This window comes from Microcoleus sp. POL10_C6 (assembly GCF_036701585.1).
In the GTDB taxonomy this organism is placed as follows: domain Bacteria; phylum Cyanobacteriota; class Cyanobacteriia; order Cyanobacteriales; family Microcoleaceae; genus Microcoleus.
Genome location: NZ_JAUBRB010000024.1, coordinates 26,998 through 41,005 on the forward strand (window position 1 = coordinate 26,998; position 14,008 = coordinate 41,005).

Consider the following 14,008-nt stretch of genomic DNA (forward strand, 5'->3'; position numbering starts at 1 on the left):
AAAACTCACCTATTCCCTTTTAATTATTTTACAGGTTCCCGTGTAAATAATTGTTAAAATATATAAAGCCCACATCAAATATCCGAATTAATTTCATGCCGACTGCTTTAATCACCGGTGCTTCTGGCGGAATTGGTGCAGCCTTTGCCGCCGAATTAGCGAAACGCCAGCACAATCTAATCTTGGTAGCTCGATCCGAAGACAAATTGCAACAGCTAGCTGCTCAACTGCAACAGGAATTCAAAGTTCAGGTAGAAGTAATCGTGCAAGATTTGAGCGCACCGGGCGCTGGAACTGCTGTATTTGAGACGGTTCTTAAAAAAGGTTGGACGGTTGATTTGTTGGTGAACAATGCGGGTTTTGGGGATTACGGTGTTTTTGCCGATCGCCCGCTTGCGAAACAACTACCAATGGTGCAACTAAATATTGTAGCATTAGTGGAACTCTCGCACTTATTTTTGCAGGGAATGCGGCAGCGAAAATCAGGAAGTATCATCAATGTTGCCTCCATCGCAGCTTTTCAACCGATGCCCTACTTGTCGATGTATGCAGCGACTAAAGCTTTTGTTTTAAGTTTCAGCGACGCACTTTGGGCGGAAAACAAAGATTTAGGAATTCGCGTTTTGTGCCTTTGTCCAGGGCCGACCGAATCGGACTTTTTCGCAGTAGCTGAATTTCCGAAATCAATGGCATCCAGCAGCGGGCAAAAACTCGTTCCCGCAGCGGAAGTAGTGCGAGATGCTTTGAAAGCTTTAGACAAAAATGAGTCTAATGTTGTGACAGGGGGAATTCCCAATCAAATTATTGCAAATATGCCTCGATTGATGCCGCGAGAACTTTTGGTGAAGTCGGTAGAAAAGGTGTTTCGGGCGAAAGCGTAATTACGAAGGAAGTCGTCTACGGGATTTAACGGATTTAACCGAGGTGGGTTCTAGGAAAGTTCGGCAACAGATTGTATACGAGATTTAACCCATTTAGCCGAGATAGGGAAAAAGGAACAGGGAAAAAAATTCCCAATTCCCAATTCCCAATTACTAATTCCGAGAATTACAAATACCGAGTTAACTGGACTCGATAGCGTTCTTTTTTAGTAACAGCAACTTCCCCAATTTCCAATCTTCCCTTGCCCGTAACAGCAATTAAATCTCCCGACTTGACATTATAACTAGCTTGAGTAACGTCTTTCCAGTTAACTCGCACGTCACCGCTGCCAATTAAATCGGCCATTTTGCTGCGAGACATTGCGAATCCAGCCGAAGCGACAGCATCCAATCTCATGGATGCTTCCACGGTTGTCATTTCTTTCTTTTTGGGTTCTCTAATTTTGAGTTCACTCAACTCAATGCGGCGCGTTTGTACAGGAACCGATCGCACTTGCTGCAAACTCATCTCCAAATACTCTACCATCTCCGGCATGACAATGGCTTGCGCGCCGCGTTCTCCCAAAACAATCACATCGCCAGTTTTCTCGCGGACAATTCCCGTACCCAACATCGCCCCCAAAAAGTCGCGGTGAGAAGCTGTATCGAACAAGAAATTGCCAGCGATTTCTACCGCAGCAACGTTAACGCTACCAGAGTCGATCGGGATATCCGATCGCGCGATCGCAATTCTTTGTCTTTCAGCTTGCGGGTAGCCGCCCCAAGCCACTAATTCCACGTCTGTTAAGCGCTTAAATACCGTCAGAGTGTCCGCCAATTCTGGAGGCGACAGAAAATCAGTCAGAGTAACTTCCCAAGTTTTAATTGCTTGTTCCGCTTGGTCGATCGCCCGCGCCACACAGTCGCGGTTTTCAATGCCTTTTAACAGTTCTTCTCTTGGTAACATTAGTCAATTTTAGAGTCTAATTTGAAATTGCAAAAGCTTGCTGTAACTAAAAAGTCTACTTTTTTGACAGTCGCACTAACTTAATTATAGTCTAAAATCATCAAATAACGATTTTATGATTTTAGTTGCTGGTAAAGCTGATAGGATGAGCACTATTATTGTACCAAATCGATGAAGTCTTCGAGTTAAAGTTTTTGCAAGAGTTCGATCGAGTATGGCAGCAAAATTGTCCACTCAACTACTTATTTTTCTTCACCCGCAAATACAGTTCTTCCATCGCCTCAATAAACGAACCATCCTTGTGCCAAAACTGTGGAAAATCTCCCTGTTTCTTCACCACGATCGCACTTACCCCACTTGGCGCTGCCACCTCAATCGTCTGCGGTAATCGCTTCGCACCATGCCAAAACTCTTTCAGGCTGACCGTTTGCGCCTCACTGGCGATCGCCCGCGTGTAATAGGAATCCACCGCCACAGGGGCCGCTGCATCCGCCGTTAACTCGGCAGAAAGCGCCATTCCCAAAGGCGTTTTTGCCAATTCGCGGTGCAGCACTTCCTTAGAAAGCCCCCGTAATTCAAACAGTAAAAATGGATCTTTGTCCAATTCGGCCGCCACCAAATAATAAACTCCGGCAATATGTTTGCAGGGATTGCTATAGTCTGGGCAAGAGCAAGTAGTCTTAAAGTCCTCGCGGCTGCTGGGTAAAAGGTGCAATCCTAGGGGTGAGAAAGCATTTTCAATGTTGTCGGGCATTTCGTTGAGCAGCAGCCGAGAAATGAAGCTGGCTTTTGATGCCATTTGGGCGATCGCCATTTGCCACTTTTCCTGACTAATTGGCTCAAACTCAATTTGAGTTGTGTACAGAGGCTCCTTATAAACCCCAAAATAAGGATTAACCGAGCCTCTCACCTGTGCCATCACTAACCCATCATTCATGCCAAAGCTTTTTACCTTGCCGTTTCGTGCATAGGAACGTCCCCTTCCGAGTCGTCCATAATCTGTCAATCTTTCTAACGCATCGATAAATTTATTGCCCCACCAAGTTCGAGTAAATTGTGACATATTTTTTGGTTTCTCCTAATCTAGAACCGCATTTTTATTGAGCCTAATTAATTTCTTAAATGCCTCATTATCCAACTCAGTCAACCACGACTCATCCGCACCAATAATTGACCCTGCCAATTTCTTTTTGTCCTCAATCATTTGGTCAATCTTTTCTTCCAAAGTGCCAATTGCCACAAACTTATGCACAAACACATTTTTTTCCTGTCCAATCCGAAACGCCCGATCCGTCGCCTGATCTTCCACCGCCGGATTCCACCAGCGATCGAAATGGAACACGTGATTGGCTTTTGTCAGCGTAATTCCCACGCCGCCCGCCTTCAGTGACAAAATAAATACCGAAGGTTCAGACTCTGGATCTTGAAACTCTGAAATCATCCGTTCCCGTTTTTCGCGACTGGTTCCCCCGTGGATGTAGTAAGTGTTGTAATGTAGCGTTTGTTTAATATATTTTTCCAACGCGCTTCCCAGTTCTGTAAACTGCGTAAATACCAATAAACTTTCGCCTTCTGCTTTGACTTCCTCAATCATCTCGATCAGCCGTTCCAGTTTGTGCGATCGCTCTGGTGTAAACTCACTTTCATCTTGCAAAAACTGGCGCGGATGGTTGCAAATTTGCTTCAGCTTCAGCAGTGTCGCCAAAATCATCCCCTTGCGCTTCATCCCTTCCGCCGCGTCAATTTCTTCTTCTACCTCTTTCACAATCGCTTCATAAAGCGAAGCTTGCTCGCGGGTGAGATTGCAGTAGAGTTTTTGCTCAACTTTGTCGGGGAGATCCTGAATAATCGACTTATCGGTTTTCAGGCGCCGGAGAATAAAGGGTTCCACTAATTTTTTGAGCGCGGCTGATTGTGTGCGACTCCCATTTTTTTGAATCGGGATCTCAAACAACTTCCGAAACTGTGCCTCTTTGCCCAGATAGCCCGGATTGAGGAAATTAAAAATTGACCATAAATCCAGCAATCGATTTTCTACGGGTGTTCCAGTCAATGCCAGTCTATGGGTAGCGGGTAACTTTAAAATCGCCTTGGTTTGCGCCGCTTTCGGATTTTTAATATTCTGGGCTTCATCAATTACCACGCGATGCCACGCTACGCTGCTCAACAGCTTCTCATCTTTTCGCACCAAGGTAAAGGAAGTAATCAACATATCGCAATCTTGGACGGCGGCTTTAAATGCTTTGGCATCTTGCAAACGTTGAGGGCCGTGGTGAATCAGCGATCGCAATTCTGGAGCAAACTTTTCCATTTCCTTTTGCCAGTTACCAACTACGGAAGTTGGCGCAATTAGCAGCGTGGGTAGAACCGAAGGTGCGATCGCTTTTTCTGTCTTTTTTTCTATCTCTTTTGTAGTAGATAAAACTTCCCGCTCTTGCAATAATCGAGCAATTACCTGCGCCGATTTACCCAAACCCATATCATCGGCAAGACAGCCATTTAATCCCAAGCTTTCTAAATAACTCAACCAAGAAACGCCGCGCTTTTGGTAATCCCGTAACTTGCCCTGAAACTTTGCTGGATCTGCAATTAACTCTAACCGACTCTTATCGTGCAGCTTCTCCAACATATCCGATAAAGCCCGATCGCGCTCCACCTCTAACTCTTCACTAGCTTCTCCTTCTGCCGTCAACTTCATAAAGTCAATCAAGCTGACATCGGGATTCTCTTCGCGATGTTTTTGCCAAAAACTCAGCATCTCCTGCATTTTATCTTTGTCCAGTTCCATCCATTGTCCTCGGAACTGCACCAGCGGTGTTTTGCTATTAACTAACGCCTGCCATTCTTGTTCGCTAACTCGTTCGCCCCCGATCGCCAATTCATACTGATATTCCACCAAGGAATCCGCCGAAAACAATCCTTTGCCCTTGATTGCAGCACTCTTGCTGCCCTTCCCTTTGACTTGCAGGCGAATCTTCGCCCGCTGCCGTCCCTTCGGCGTCCACCAAGCGGGGACAATCACTTTGTATCCGGCATCTTCTAATACCCAAGCGGACTCGCTGAGAAAGGTGAAAGCATCATCTAAGCTGAGGGTAATGTTAACGGGTTTGTCGGTTTCTAGCCCTTGCCAAAGTTGGGGATAAATGCGGGCAGCGTAGCCGAGATTTGTCAGCAAATGTTGCTCAAAGTTGTCTCCGAATTGTGTTTGCAACTGTTTTTGTTGAGTCGATCGCGATCGCCAATAATCCTGCAACGGCAGCCGCAGAGATGGGTCTTTTTTCGCAGCCACCTGAAACTCTAAAACCCAAGGCTGTTCGGGGTTTTCGGGGGATTGTAGTTGAAAGCAGAGGGAGAATGAGTCAGCAGATTGATTGCGCGTAATACGATCGCGCCAGGTTTGCCATTGCCGGTATTGTTCAAGGCTTACTCGCGCGATTTTTTGTGTTTGGTTGAGGCAGATTTGCAGTAAAGAATCCGCAATCTTATTTTCAAACGATGCTGGGATGGGGGTTTGAGTGACAATTTCCGCGATCGCACACTCGGAAAAATGCCGCAGCAACCGTTCGCGATCGTAGAATTTTGGTGTATCTTGTAGCTGGATCTTCCGAAAACCGGACACACAAACTAAAGGCATCCATTCAACATAGCGTTGTAAATCAGTTTCGTACTGTGTTGAAACAATTTCCCATCCCGGATAAATCTCAAAGCTGGGTGCAATTTTGGCAGGTGTTTTTGGAGTTTTTGCAGTTGTTTTGGTTTTTGTCTCGCCCGCTTTCTTACGCCCGCGCGTGGCTTTCTCAGCGGGTTCGGATGTTTCGATGGGTGCGATCGCGATCGGAGCAGTTTCTCGATAGCGCAACGCCGGAATATAATGATCTTTCAGAACAATTTGCTTAAAATTTTGGGTGTAGTGATACCAAAATAGTAAGTCTGAACCAAACTGAACTTCTGCTAAATCGTAGAGTGCCAAAAAATGCAGATCGTTCAATACTTTAGTCAAAGTGTGGGTGGCGATGGACACACAATCAACTTCCCAATACTCCAACTCAAATGTTTCGGGTAACTCTGTCTCTAAATATCGTGCTAGTTCTAAAGATGGCAACGGCTGGCTGTCGGCAGTGGGCAGTAAAAAATACCGAGGGGCGATCGCGTATTCTCGCCCCATCGCACTTGTATTGCTGACTGGTTGCAGTTGAATCCCGGCTTCTTTCGTTAGAAACTCTCTTAACTGTGCCGTCTCCAATTGTCGGGGATGAACCTTAGCAGGCTGTTTTTTCTTTTCAGTGGTTTCAACCCAAATATAAAACGTTCCAGGTTGAATAAAATTCTCTTCTGCTTGAGGAATCCAAGTCCCGTGGAGGATTTTCATAGGTCATACCAAACGCAACCTTTGGCAGCCTATCATATCATGAATGAGTGGGAAAAGATAACTGCGTCCAAATATTACACGAGTTGAATGTCAACTGTTAACTGTTAACAGTTGACATTCAACTGTTAACAAACAAATAACTAAGTCTCTGTATAACCTTGGATATTTTCCGGTTTAAACTGCTGCAAAATCTTCGCAGCTTTCCCAGTCAAATCATCAGTACCCTTAACCGCAATCAAAAATTTACCCGCATTCAAACGGTTGCGGTAGGGCAAAGCATCGCCGCTACCAAAAGCCATACCGCCGGCGCCTCCAACAAACACACTGCCCATTGCAGCGGCGATCGCACCGAGTACGCCGCCGATCGCGTGATCGCCAATTTCCCCCGCCCAGGCAAAAGTCTTCAACTCAGTAATCAAGCTGAAAGTAACCCCAGCAATAAAGCCAAAGGGAATCAGCCAAATAGCCATGAGTTTAGCTTGTTTCTTCGCTTGCTGGTTCGGGTCGATCAAGCCAAATTCATCAGCAGTTTTGTAGCCGCGGCCCAAAATACTCACTTGCTTCATAGGCAAGCCTTCTTTTTCCAGAGCACAGTAGGCAGCTTCGGCTTGAATTCGATCGGGCAGTACGGCGATAAGATAATTCATTAGAAAACAATTCCTGATAGTTAGGCTTGAATAGCCAAAGTCTATTATAGACCGAAAAGACATACTAGCTAAGCACTTGGGGGATTTTCAGACGGTCAGAGAGTCCGATCGCCCGCAAAGCTAAAATATTTCATGCAAAAAACGGCCGACCTTGACCGAATACAGATACAATTCAAACTGCACAAAGGCAAGCTTGAGCTGAGCTGTTAGATACTGCTCTAAGTGTAAGTCTCAACTTTGAGCTCGCCAACGCTCGGTCTATTTTTACTATTGCACTCAATTGCTTGCTATGCCTAAAGTTCTAGTATCCGATCCGATCGACCAAGCCGGAATTGACATCCTCTCCCAAGTCGCGCAAGTTGACGTAAACACAGGACTCTCAGCCGAACAACTGGTAAAAATTATTCCAGATTACGACGCTTTGATGATCCGTTCTGGCACCCAAGTTACCAAAGAAATCATAGAAGCCGGGAATTCACTTAAAATTATCGGCAGAGCCGGCGTCGGCGTAGATAATGTCGATGTACCCGCCGCTACCCGCAAAGGAATTGTAGTCGTCAATTCCCCCGAAGGCAACACGATCGCCGCCGCCGAACACGCGCTTGCCATGATGCTCTCGATGTCCCGCCACATCCCGGAAGCTAACGAATCCGTCAAAGGTGGTAAATGGGAACGCAACCGCTTTCTCGGCGTAGAAGTTTACAAAAAAACCCTCGGCATCGTCGGTTTGGGCAAAATCGGCTCCCACCTCGCCGCCGCAGCCAAAGCAATGGGCATGAAACTGCTGGCCTACGATCCCTTCATTTCGACCGAAAGAGCCGACCAGTTGGGCTGCCGCTTGGTAGAACTCGAACTGCTGATGCGCGAATCCGACTACATCACCCTGCACATCCCCAAAACGCCGGAAACCCTGCACTTAATTAACGCTGAAGTGCTGTCGAAAATGAAGCCCACGGCCCGCATCATAAACTGCGCCAGAGGCGGCATCATCGACGAAGCAGCCCTCGCAGAAGCCATCAAATCAGGTCAGATCGCCGGCGCAGCTTTGGACGTTTACGAACATGAACCCCTCGAAGCTGATTCCCCGTTGCGGACTGTCGGCCAGAACATCGTGCTGACGCCCCACTTGGGAGCATCCACAGCGGAAGCTCAGGTGAATGTGGCGATCGATGTTGCTGAACAAATCCGCGATGTACTGTTGGGGCTGCCCGCGCGATCGGCTGTTAACATACCAGGAATTTACCCAGACTCGATCGAAAAACTCAGACCCTACCTGCAACTCGCCGAAACCCTCGGCAACCTCGTCAGCCAGCTAGCCGGAGGCAGAGTCGATTACCTCAACGTCCAACTGCAAGGCGAATTAGCCAGCAACCAAAGCCAGCCCGTAGTCGTCGCCGCCCTCAAAGGCCTGCTCTCCCAAGCCCTGCGAGAGCGCGTTAACTACGTCAACGCCAGCATTGAAGCCAAAGAACGCGGAATTCGCGTCGTCGAAACCAGAGACGCCTCGATTCGCGACTACACAGGCTCCCTGCACCTCTCGGCTAAGGGAACTCTCGGCGAACACACCGTGACAGGTGCAGTCCTCGGCGAAAGCGAAATTCGGATTACCAGCGTTGACGATTTCCCCGTCAACGTTTCCCCCACTCACCATATGCTGTTTACCTTGCACCGCGATATGCCGGGGATTATTGGCAAAATTGGTTCCCAATTGGGCAGTTTTAATGTCAATATTGCCAGTATGCAAGTAGGCCGTAAAATCGTGCGAGGCGATGCGGTGATGGTTTTGAGCCTCGATGACCCTCTACCAGAGGGGATACTGGCCGAGATCCTAAAAGTTCCGGGAATTCGGGATGCTTACACGGTAAATCTTTGACGGATTTAGGAGTTTAGATTTTGGATGCCAGGGCTGATAATTGGTAATGGGTAATTGGTCATTGGTCATTGGCCTGAAAGCGGGAATTTTTCTATTAGCCAATCCTCCTTCCTCACTCTCCAGTTCCCAGTCTCCAGTTCCCCTGGGCCAATCTAAAATCTAAAATCTAAAATCTAAAATTGTATGGCACATAGCTGGTGGGAAATTAGAATTCTTTGCGATCCGGCGCTGGAAGATATCATCTTTTGGCGTCTGGAACGATTTAACTGTCAGGGAACTGCTACTGAGATCAAAAGCAATTCCTGCCTGATGTCGGCTTATTTGCCCGAAGAACAGGCAGGATTGCTGGATTTGGCCGCTCTGTCTCTGTGGCTGCGCCAAGATGCTCTGTGTGCAGGTTTGCCCCTACCTGCGATGCAGTGGGATTTGATTGAAGACGAAGACTGGGGCAGCACTTGGAAGGAGCACTGGCAGCCTCAAGAAGTGGGCGATCGCTTTTTAATTAACCCGGCCTGGCTGCCCTTACCGACTGATACTGATCGCATTATTTTGCGTTTAGATCCCGGTGTGGCTTTCGGTACAGGTGCTCACGCCACTACTCAACTGTGTCTGGAGTCGCTGGAAATGCGTCTCGGTTTTGATGACAAAGAGTGCATCGTTGCTGATATCGGCTGCGGATCGGGTATTTTGTCGATCGGCGCGGTGTTGTTGGGCGCTACAAAAGTTTACGCTTTGGATACTGATCCTTTGGCAGTGCGATCGACCATTAGCAACAGACTACTCAACCGCGTTAATTCTCAGCAGTTGGTTGCAGAGCTCGGCAGTATCGATCGCTTGAAAGAAATGGTCGATGAGCCGATCGACGGTTTGATCTGCAACATTTTAGCAGAAGTAATCATTGATTTAATCCCGCAGTTCACTGCAATTAGCAAACCCACTACTTGGGCCGTGCTCAGCGGCATTTTGCTCGAACAAGCTAAGCCAATTGCTGACACTCTAGAACAGCACGGCTGGATTGTGGCTACTCTGTGGAAGCGCCAAGATTGGTGTTGTTTTAATATTCGGCGGAGTTAACAATATGGTAATTGCTAATTCCTAATTGCTAATTGGTAATTTTGAGTTCATGTTTCATCTTTGGGAAGTGAATTTAAATAAATCTCGCACCTGAAAATAAACCGCGCCAGCCCAGTAAAAACCATTCACCAAAATCAACAACGTTTTTCCAGTATAAGAATTAACAAAACCAAAAACGCGGTAAGTTGAGATCAGCACTAACAACATTTCCACTAGAGAAACAATAGACCCATAGTGCTTCCTATCCCAATAAGAAAACGGACTGATAAAACGGTAATTGCTGAACGGAAAAAAGTGCCGGTGAGCGTCGTCATTGTGGACAGGCAAATCTCCCAGAGAGTGTAGTATCATGCTGATAAACAGAATTTGCACACTTGGCCAGCCAAAGTAATAAGCAATTAGCAAACCAATAACCGCCAGGGGAATTGAATGAAACAGAGCCACAATATTTTGCACAAAAGGCTCATAATATGCTTCTGACCAAATTGTAGCTGCGGGCAAGCGAGCAATGTATTTCGCCCAAAAGTAAAATAAAAATATCGGAATATCCGGCAAAATTCCGCCGATCGCAATAATGAGATTAGCTTGTGGCAGTTGCGGTTTGCCGAGAATAGCGAGATTGATAATAGCGTGGCTGGGAGTCTTCATAGGTAGGGTGCGTCAACTACGATTATCTTATTCATAATTAATCAGATATGAGCTGACGCACCCTACGTGTGAGATAATTGGCTCCTGCTACAAGTGAGGTTGCAGTCGATCAATCAACTGCGCCGCTTGCAGCACTCCCTCAATGCGATCGACCTCAGCGCCATTTTTGAACAACACCAAAGTCGGCAAAGCATAAATGTGATACTGCGACGCCAACTGTTCGTACTTATCGGTGTCAATTTTGACAACCATGAGCTTGTCTTTCATCTGACCGCTCACTTGCTCCAAAATCCCTGCCATCATCTGACAAGGCCCGCACCAAGTAGCATAAAAATCTACTAACACCGGCAAGTCAGAGCCCGATACTAACTCATCAAAACTGCTGAACTGTTTTTGAACTGCCATAAGACAAAATAATTTTTTTGGTTCTGGCTCGATTTTAGTGCAAAATTCTCTGGTAGATTGCGAGGATACAATTATGGAACTATTGCCAGAGACTTTTCAGAGATTGCAGGGTCAAGTTGCTGTCGTGACCGGTGCGTCGCGGGGAATCGGCCGCGCCGTTGCTTTAACACTAGCAGCAGAGGGCGCTAAAGTCGCCGTCAACTATGCGAGTTCGAGTGCTGCTGCTGATGAGGTCGTAGCAGAAATAGTCGCAGCAGGAGGAGAAGCTGTCGCACTTGCAGCAGATGTCTCGAAAACTGACCAAGTAGATTTACTCACCAGTAATGTCATGGAAAAATGGGGACGGATTGACATTTTGGTGAACAATGCCGGCATTACTCGCGATACTTTGCTGCTGCGGATGAAGGTGGAAGATTGGCAAGCGGTAATTGATTTGAATCTAACAGGCGTGTTTTTGTGTGCGAAAGCTGCCAGTAAAATTATGCTGAAACAGCGAAGCGGCCGAATTATTAATATTGCTTCAGTTGCTGGGCAAATGGGCAATCCGGGACAAGCTAATTACAGTGCGGCGAAGGCTGGGGTAATTGGGTTTACTAAAACTGTGGCGAAAGAGTTGGCGAGTCGCGGGATTACTGTGAATGCGGTTGCACCGGGTTTTATCACTACAGATATGACTAAGGATGTCAAGTCTGAGGAGATTTTGAAGTATATTCCGCTGGGGAGATACGGGGAAGTTGAGGAAGTTGCGGGGATGGTGAAGTTTTTGGCGGCAGATGCGGCGGCGGCTTATATTACCGGGCAGGTTTTTAATGTGGATGGGGGGATGGTGATGGCTTAGGATTTGGGGATTTTTTTAACCGCAGATATCGCACAGGCAAGATGCCTGTGCCACGATGAAAGCGGATATTTGCGGTTAATAATTACTTTAAGGCAGCACGCAACTGACTGAGGACTTTTTTGTATTTGGCAAGGCGTTGAAAATCTGCGTCTGTCGGATTGGCGATGCGACGAAGATCGAGGTTATGAGTAACATCAGCGATTTTAACTCGCAGTGCGATCGGGTTGGCAATCACACGTTCTAAATAAGCTGCATAAGCTTCTCCTTCTATTTTGGTAATCGCCTCGATCGCCGATACGATAACTTCAGGAAAACCTTCGCTTTTAAGTTGCTCAAGTGTAAGTTCAGAATCTTCGACCGCATCGTGTAGAACCGCTACGATTTTTTGCTCTAGAGAATTTACATTTTCCATCACAAATAGCGGATGATCGAGATAGGGATTGCCTGCCTTATCAACCTGCCCCTCATGAGCTTTAGCGGCGATCGCGATCGCCCGCTGTAATAATAATTCGTACTTGGAATTCGTATTTAACAACATAGTACAGAAGTTCTCTATTAAAGTTTCAGTACCCTCGCGGGGAAAACGTAGTGTGGGAGTTTTTATTTTAAATATTTCTGCAACAACTTCCAAGCCATTTGAGTACCTTCCCCTGCGTTGACTTTTTCAAAATCTACATCTTTTCTCAAAACTACCAAACCCACACCTTCTTTGATTTCTATTTGATCACAATCGCTAACTCTAGCCAAAAAAAGGTGGTTATTTTGTAATATTTTTCTATCATTTTGAGTTTTTTGGTGAGTAAAAGTTGTGATAAACTCCATTTTGTAATAATTGGTTTTTAGGCTAGTTTCTTCCTCCAATTCTCGCACTGCTGCCTGCTGTGGACTTTCTCCAATGTCCACGCCACCACCAAAAGTAGAAAGCATTCCTTGACTGGCAATACCTGGAATATTATCTCGCAGTTGTGCCCCAATCTGACCGTTGGGGAGCATGAGAAAAATGCGAACTATTGACTGAGGAATATTCATGTTATCGATGGAATAACAAAATTAAAAGGAGTTGCTCTATAGTTTTTTGATTTGACGCCAAATTTTCCTAATCCAATTGTACAGCGCAGCATACAAAGCCCGCAACTTATTGACAAAACTTTGCCCAAGAGAACGTGTCCTTACCTGGGAAATCTCCTGGATTTCCACGGGCAGCGGTGGCATCGCCACTATTTCATAGAGCGGATATTCGCCGCTTTTTCCCGGAATTTCAACTAATAGGCACCGATCGACGATCGCCAATTCCTTAACTTCCTGATAAGTCTCCTCGGAAATCAATAAACTCGTTCCTACTTGCTTGTTAGCAGCCTCGATCCGGCTGGCCAAATTTACTGCATCCCCGATCGCCGTAACTGTCTGACTCTTCGACGCGCCCAAATTCCCAACAACCACCAAACCGCAGTGAATGCCAATCCCAATCCGCAACTGGTGACGGTATAAAGTCTCAAAATAGGGATTGAGTTTCTCTAGTTCCTCCAGCATCTCCACCCCAGCCCTTACCGCTTGTTCCGCCGCCTTGTCGGGATTTTCCAACCCAAACAGCGCCATAAAACCATCTCCCATATAATTATTAATCATGCCGCCATTGCGGTTGATTACATAACCCATTTTTTGAAAATAGCGGTTTAAAACATAGATTACATCATAGGGCAACAGGGATTCTGCAAACGCAGTAAACCCTCGAATATCGGCAAACAAAATTGCAATTTTTTTCTCTTGACCCACAGGAGTAGAAATTGACTTTCCGGCCATTTCGTCGTTAAATGATTCCAAGTCTTCAGAATCGATCGCCAATCGCCGCAAAATCACCTTGCCGCCCGCAACCTGTGTCTGACAAGCCAGCCTAATTTCCGGTTCTAAACGCAATTTTTTGGCAAGTTCCTCTTCCGGCGAAGTGCGCGGAGAGCAAAATTCCAAACCTTCGACAATCAATACCCGGCAAGTCGAACACCGGGCGCTACCGCCGCAGATGTGAGTGTGGGGAATGTCGGCACGCAGGGAAGCTTCGAGAATTATATCGTCGTCGTCTATCTCGATCGTGCGATCGTCCGGCAGATAGTGAATCTGTGGCATATGTGGCGCGTCTAGCTAATTAGCGAGGAATCTCGCGGACATCTGTTATTGCAGCGAACCTGTATGCAAACCCGGTTTCTCAGCATCTTTTTTGCATCCCCTGATTCCTTAACTATAAGGCGCGATCGGCATTTGCTTCTCGTTTCGTCAGCTCAGCCGCTAAACTGACACCACTTTAAAAAAAGAATACCACTCTAGGCAATAGT

Annotated in this window: 13 protein-coding genes; 4 read left to right on the top strand and 9 right to left on the bottom strand. The window is 46.5% G+C overall.

What is annotated here, in order from left to right:
• Positions 1–95 precede the first annotated feature (95 nt).
• Positions 96–881: an SDR family oxidoreductase gene (locus QUA34_RS15445; protein WP_333387978.1), complete on the top strand. Its 786-nt coding sequence runs from the start codon at positions 96–98 to the stop codon at positions 879–881.
• Positions 882–1,047: 166 nt separating this feature from the next.
• On the opposite strand, the gene QUA34_RS15450 is transcribed toward QUA34_RS15445, so the two are convergent.
• The 4 genes from QUA34_RS15450 to QUA34_RS15465 all read right to left on the bottom strand — a co-directional run bounded on the left by QUA34_RS15450 (position 1,048) and on the right by QUA34_RS15465 (position 6,843).
• Entirely contained in the window at positions 1,048–1,827 is a 780-nt protein-coding gene (locus QUA34_RS15450; protein WP_333387982.1) for a photosystem II S4 domain protein, read from the bottom strand.
• A 238-nt stretch (positions 1,828–2,065) separates the two neighbouring features.
• The gene (locus tag QUA34_RS15455; RefSeq protein WP_333321409.1) at positions 2,066–2,890 is read right to left on the bottom strand and encodes an SWIM zinc finger family protein; all 825 of its coding nucleotides are present in this window, start codon (positions 2,888–2,890) and stop codon (positions 2,066–2,068) included.
• Between the two features lie 15 nt (positions 2,891–2,905).
• Positions 2,906–6,196 (bottom strand): DEAD/DEAH box helicase, encoded by a 3,291-nt coding sequence (locus QUA34_RS15460; protein ID WP_333387985.1) that lies wholly within the window; start codon positions 6,194–6,196, stop codon positions 2,906–2,908.
• Positions 6,197–6,336: 140 nt separating this feature from the next.
• Positions 6,337–6,843: a hypothetical protein gene (locus QUA34_RS15465; protein ID WP_333084683.1), complete on the bottom strand. Its 507-nt coding sequence runs from the start codon at positions 6,841–6,843 to the stop codon at positions 6,337–6,339.
• A 289-nt stretch (positions 6,844–7,132) separates the two neighbouring features.
• Between QUA34_RS15465 and serA the strand changes: the two genes are divergently transcribed.
• Both serA and prmA read left to right on the top strand, forming a co-directional pair.
• Positions 7,133–8,716 (top strand): phosphoglycerate dehydrogenase, encoded by a 1,584-nt coding sequence (gene serA, locus QUA34_RS15470; protein ID WP_333321403.1) that lies wholly within the window; start codon positions 7,133–7,135, stop codon positions 8,714–8,716.
• 183 nt (positions 8,717–8,899) lie between these two features.
• Positions 8,900–9,790, top strand: a complete 891-nt coding sequence (prmA, locus tag QUA34_RS15475) for a 50S ribosomal protein L11 methyltransferase (protein ID WP_333084681.1) — start codon at positions 8,900–8,902, stop codon at positions 9,788–9,790.
• Between the two features lie 54 nt (positions 9,791–9,844).
• Here prmA and QUA34_RS15480 read toward each other — a convergent pair whose 3' ends face one another.
• Together QUA34_RS15480 and trxA are read right to left on the bottom strand one after the other, a co-directional pair.
• Positions 9,845–10,438 (bottom strand): hypothetical protein, encoded by a 594-nt coding sequence (locus QUA34_RS15480; RefSeq protein ID WP_333387990.1) that lies wholly within the window; start codon positions 10,436–10,438, stop codon positions 9,845–9,847.
• An 87-nt stretch (positions 10,439–10,525) separates the two neighbouring features.
• Positions 10,526–10,843, bottom strand: a complete 318-nt coding sequence (trxA, locus tag QUA34_RS15485; RefSeq protein WP_333321399.1) for a thioredoxin — start codon at positions 10,841–10,843, stop codon at positions 10,526–10,528.
• A gap of 73 nt (positions 10,844–10,916) precedes the next feature.
• On the opposite strand from trxA, the gene fabG reads away from it, so the two are divergent.
• Positions 10,917–11,681: a 3-oxoacyl-[acyl-carrier-protein] reductase gene (fabG, locus tag QUA34_RS15490; protein WP_333387993.1), complete on the top strand. Its 765-nt coding sequence runs from the start codon at positions 10,917–10,919 to the stop codon at positions 11,679–11,681.
• 82 nt (positions 11,682–11,763) lie between these two features.
• Here fabG and QUA34_RS15495 read toward each other — a convergent pair whose 3' ends face one another.
• The 3 genes from QUA34_RS15495 to QUA34_RS15505 form a co-directional block, all read right to left on the bottom strand.
• Positions 11,764–12,219: an HD domain-containing protein gene (locus QUA34_RS15495; RefSeq protein ID WP_333387996.1), complete on the bottom strand. Its 456-nt coding sequence runs from the start codon at positions 12,217–12,219 to the stop codon at positions 11,764–11,766.
• 62 nt (positions 12,220–12,281) lie between these two features.
• A complete protein-coding gene (locus tag QUA34_RS15500) occupies positions 12,282–12,710 on the bottom strand; it encodes an NUDIX domain-containing protein (RefSeq protein WP_333387999.1) in 429 nt (142 codons plus the stop codon).
• A 36-nt stretch (positions 12,711–12,746) separates the two neighbouring features.
• Entirely contained in the window at positions 12,747–13,802 is a 1,056-nt protein-coding gene (locus tag QUA34_RS15505) for an adenylate/guanylate cyclase domain-containing protein (RefSeq protein ID WP_333388002.1), read from the bottom strand.
• Positions 13,803–14,008 lie beyond the last annotated feature (206 nt).

Bases quoted from the DNA above. Each gene is read 5' to 3' on its own strand.
- QUA34_RS15445 (WP_333387978.1), top strand. From the start codon at position 96: ATGCCGACTGCTTTAATCACCGGTGCTTCTGGCGGAATTGGTGCAGCC.
- QUA34_RS15450 (WP_333387982.1), bottom strand. From the start codon at position 1,827: ATGTTACCAAGAGAAGAACTGTTAAAAGGCATTGAAAACCGCGACTGT.
- QUA34_RS15455 (WP_333321409.1), bottom strand. From the start codon at position 2,890: ATGTCACAATTTACTCGAACTTGGTGGGGCAATAAATTTATCGATGCG.
- QUA34_RS15460 (WP_333387985.1), bottom strand. From the start codon at position 6,196: ATGAAAATCCTCCACGGGACTTGGATTCCTCAAGCAGAAGAGAATTTT.
- QUA34_RS15465 (WP_333084683.1), bottom strand. From the start codon at position 6,843: ATGAATTATCTTATCGCCGTACTGCCCGATCGAATTCAAGCCGAAGCT.
- serA (WP_333321403.1), top strand. From the start codon at position 7,133: ATGCCTAAAGTTCTAGTATCCGATCCGATCGACCAAGCCGGAATTGAC.
- prmA (WP_333084681.1), top strand. From the start codon at position 8,900: ATGGCACATAGCTGGTGGGAAATTAGAATTCTTTGCGATCCGGCGCTG.
- QUA34_RS15480 (WP_333387990.1), bottom strand. From the start codon at position 10,438: ATGAAGACTCCCAGCCACGCTATTATCAATCTCGCTATTCTCGGCAAA.
- trxA (WP_333321399.1), bottom strand. From the start codon at position 10,843: ATGGCAGTTCAAAAACAGTTCAGCAGTTTTGATGAGTTAGTATCGGGC.
- fabG (WP_333387993.1), top strand. From the start codon at position 10,917: ATGGAACTATTGCCAGAGACTTTTCAGAGATTGCAGGGTCAAGTTGCT.
- QUA34_RS15495 (WP_333387996.1), bottom strand. From the start codon at position 12,219: ATGTTGTTAAATACGAATTCCAAGTACGAATTATTATTACAGCGGGCG.
- QUA34_RS15500 (WP_333387999.1), bottom strand. From the start codon at position 12,710: ATGAATATTCCTCAGTCAATAGTTCGCATTTTTCTCATGCTCCCCAAC.
- QUA34_RS15505 (WP_333388002.1), bottom strand. From the start codon at position 13,802: ATGCCACAGATTCACTATCTGCCGGACGATCGCACGATCGAGATAGAC.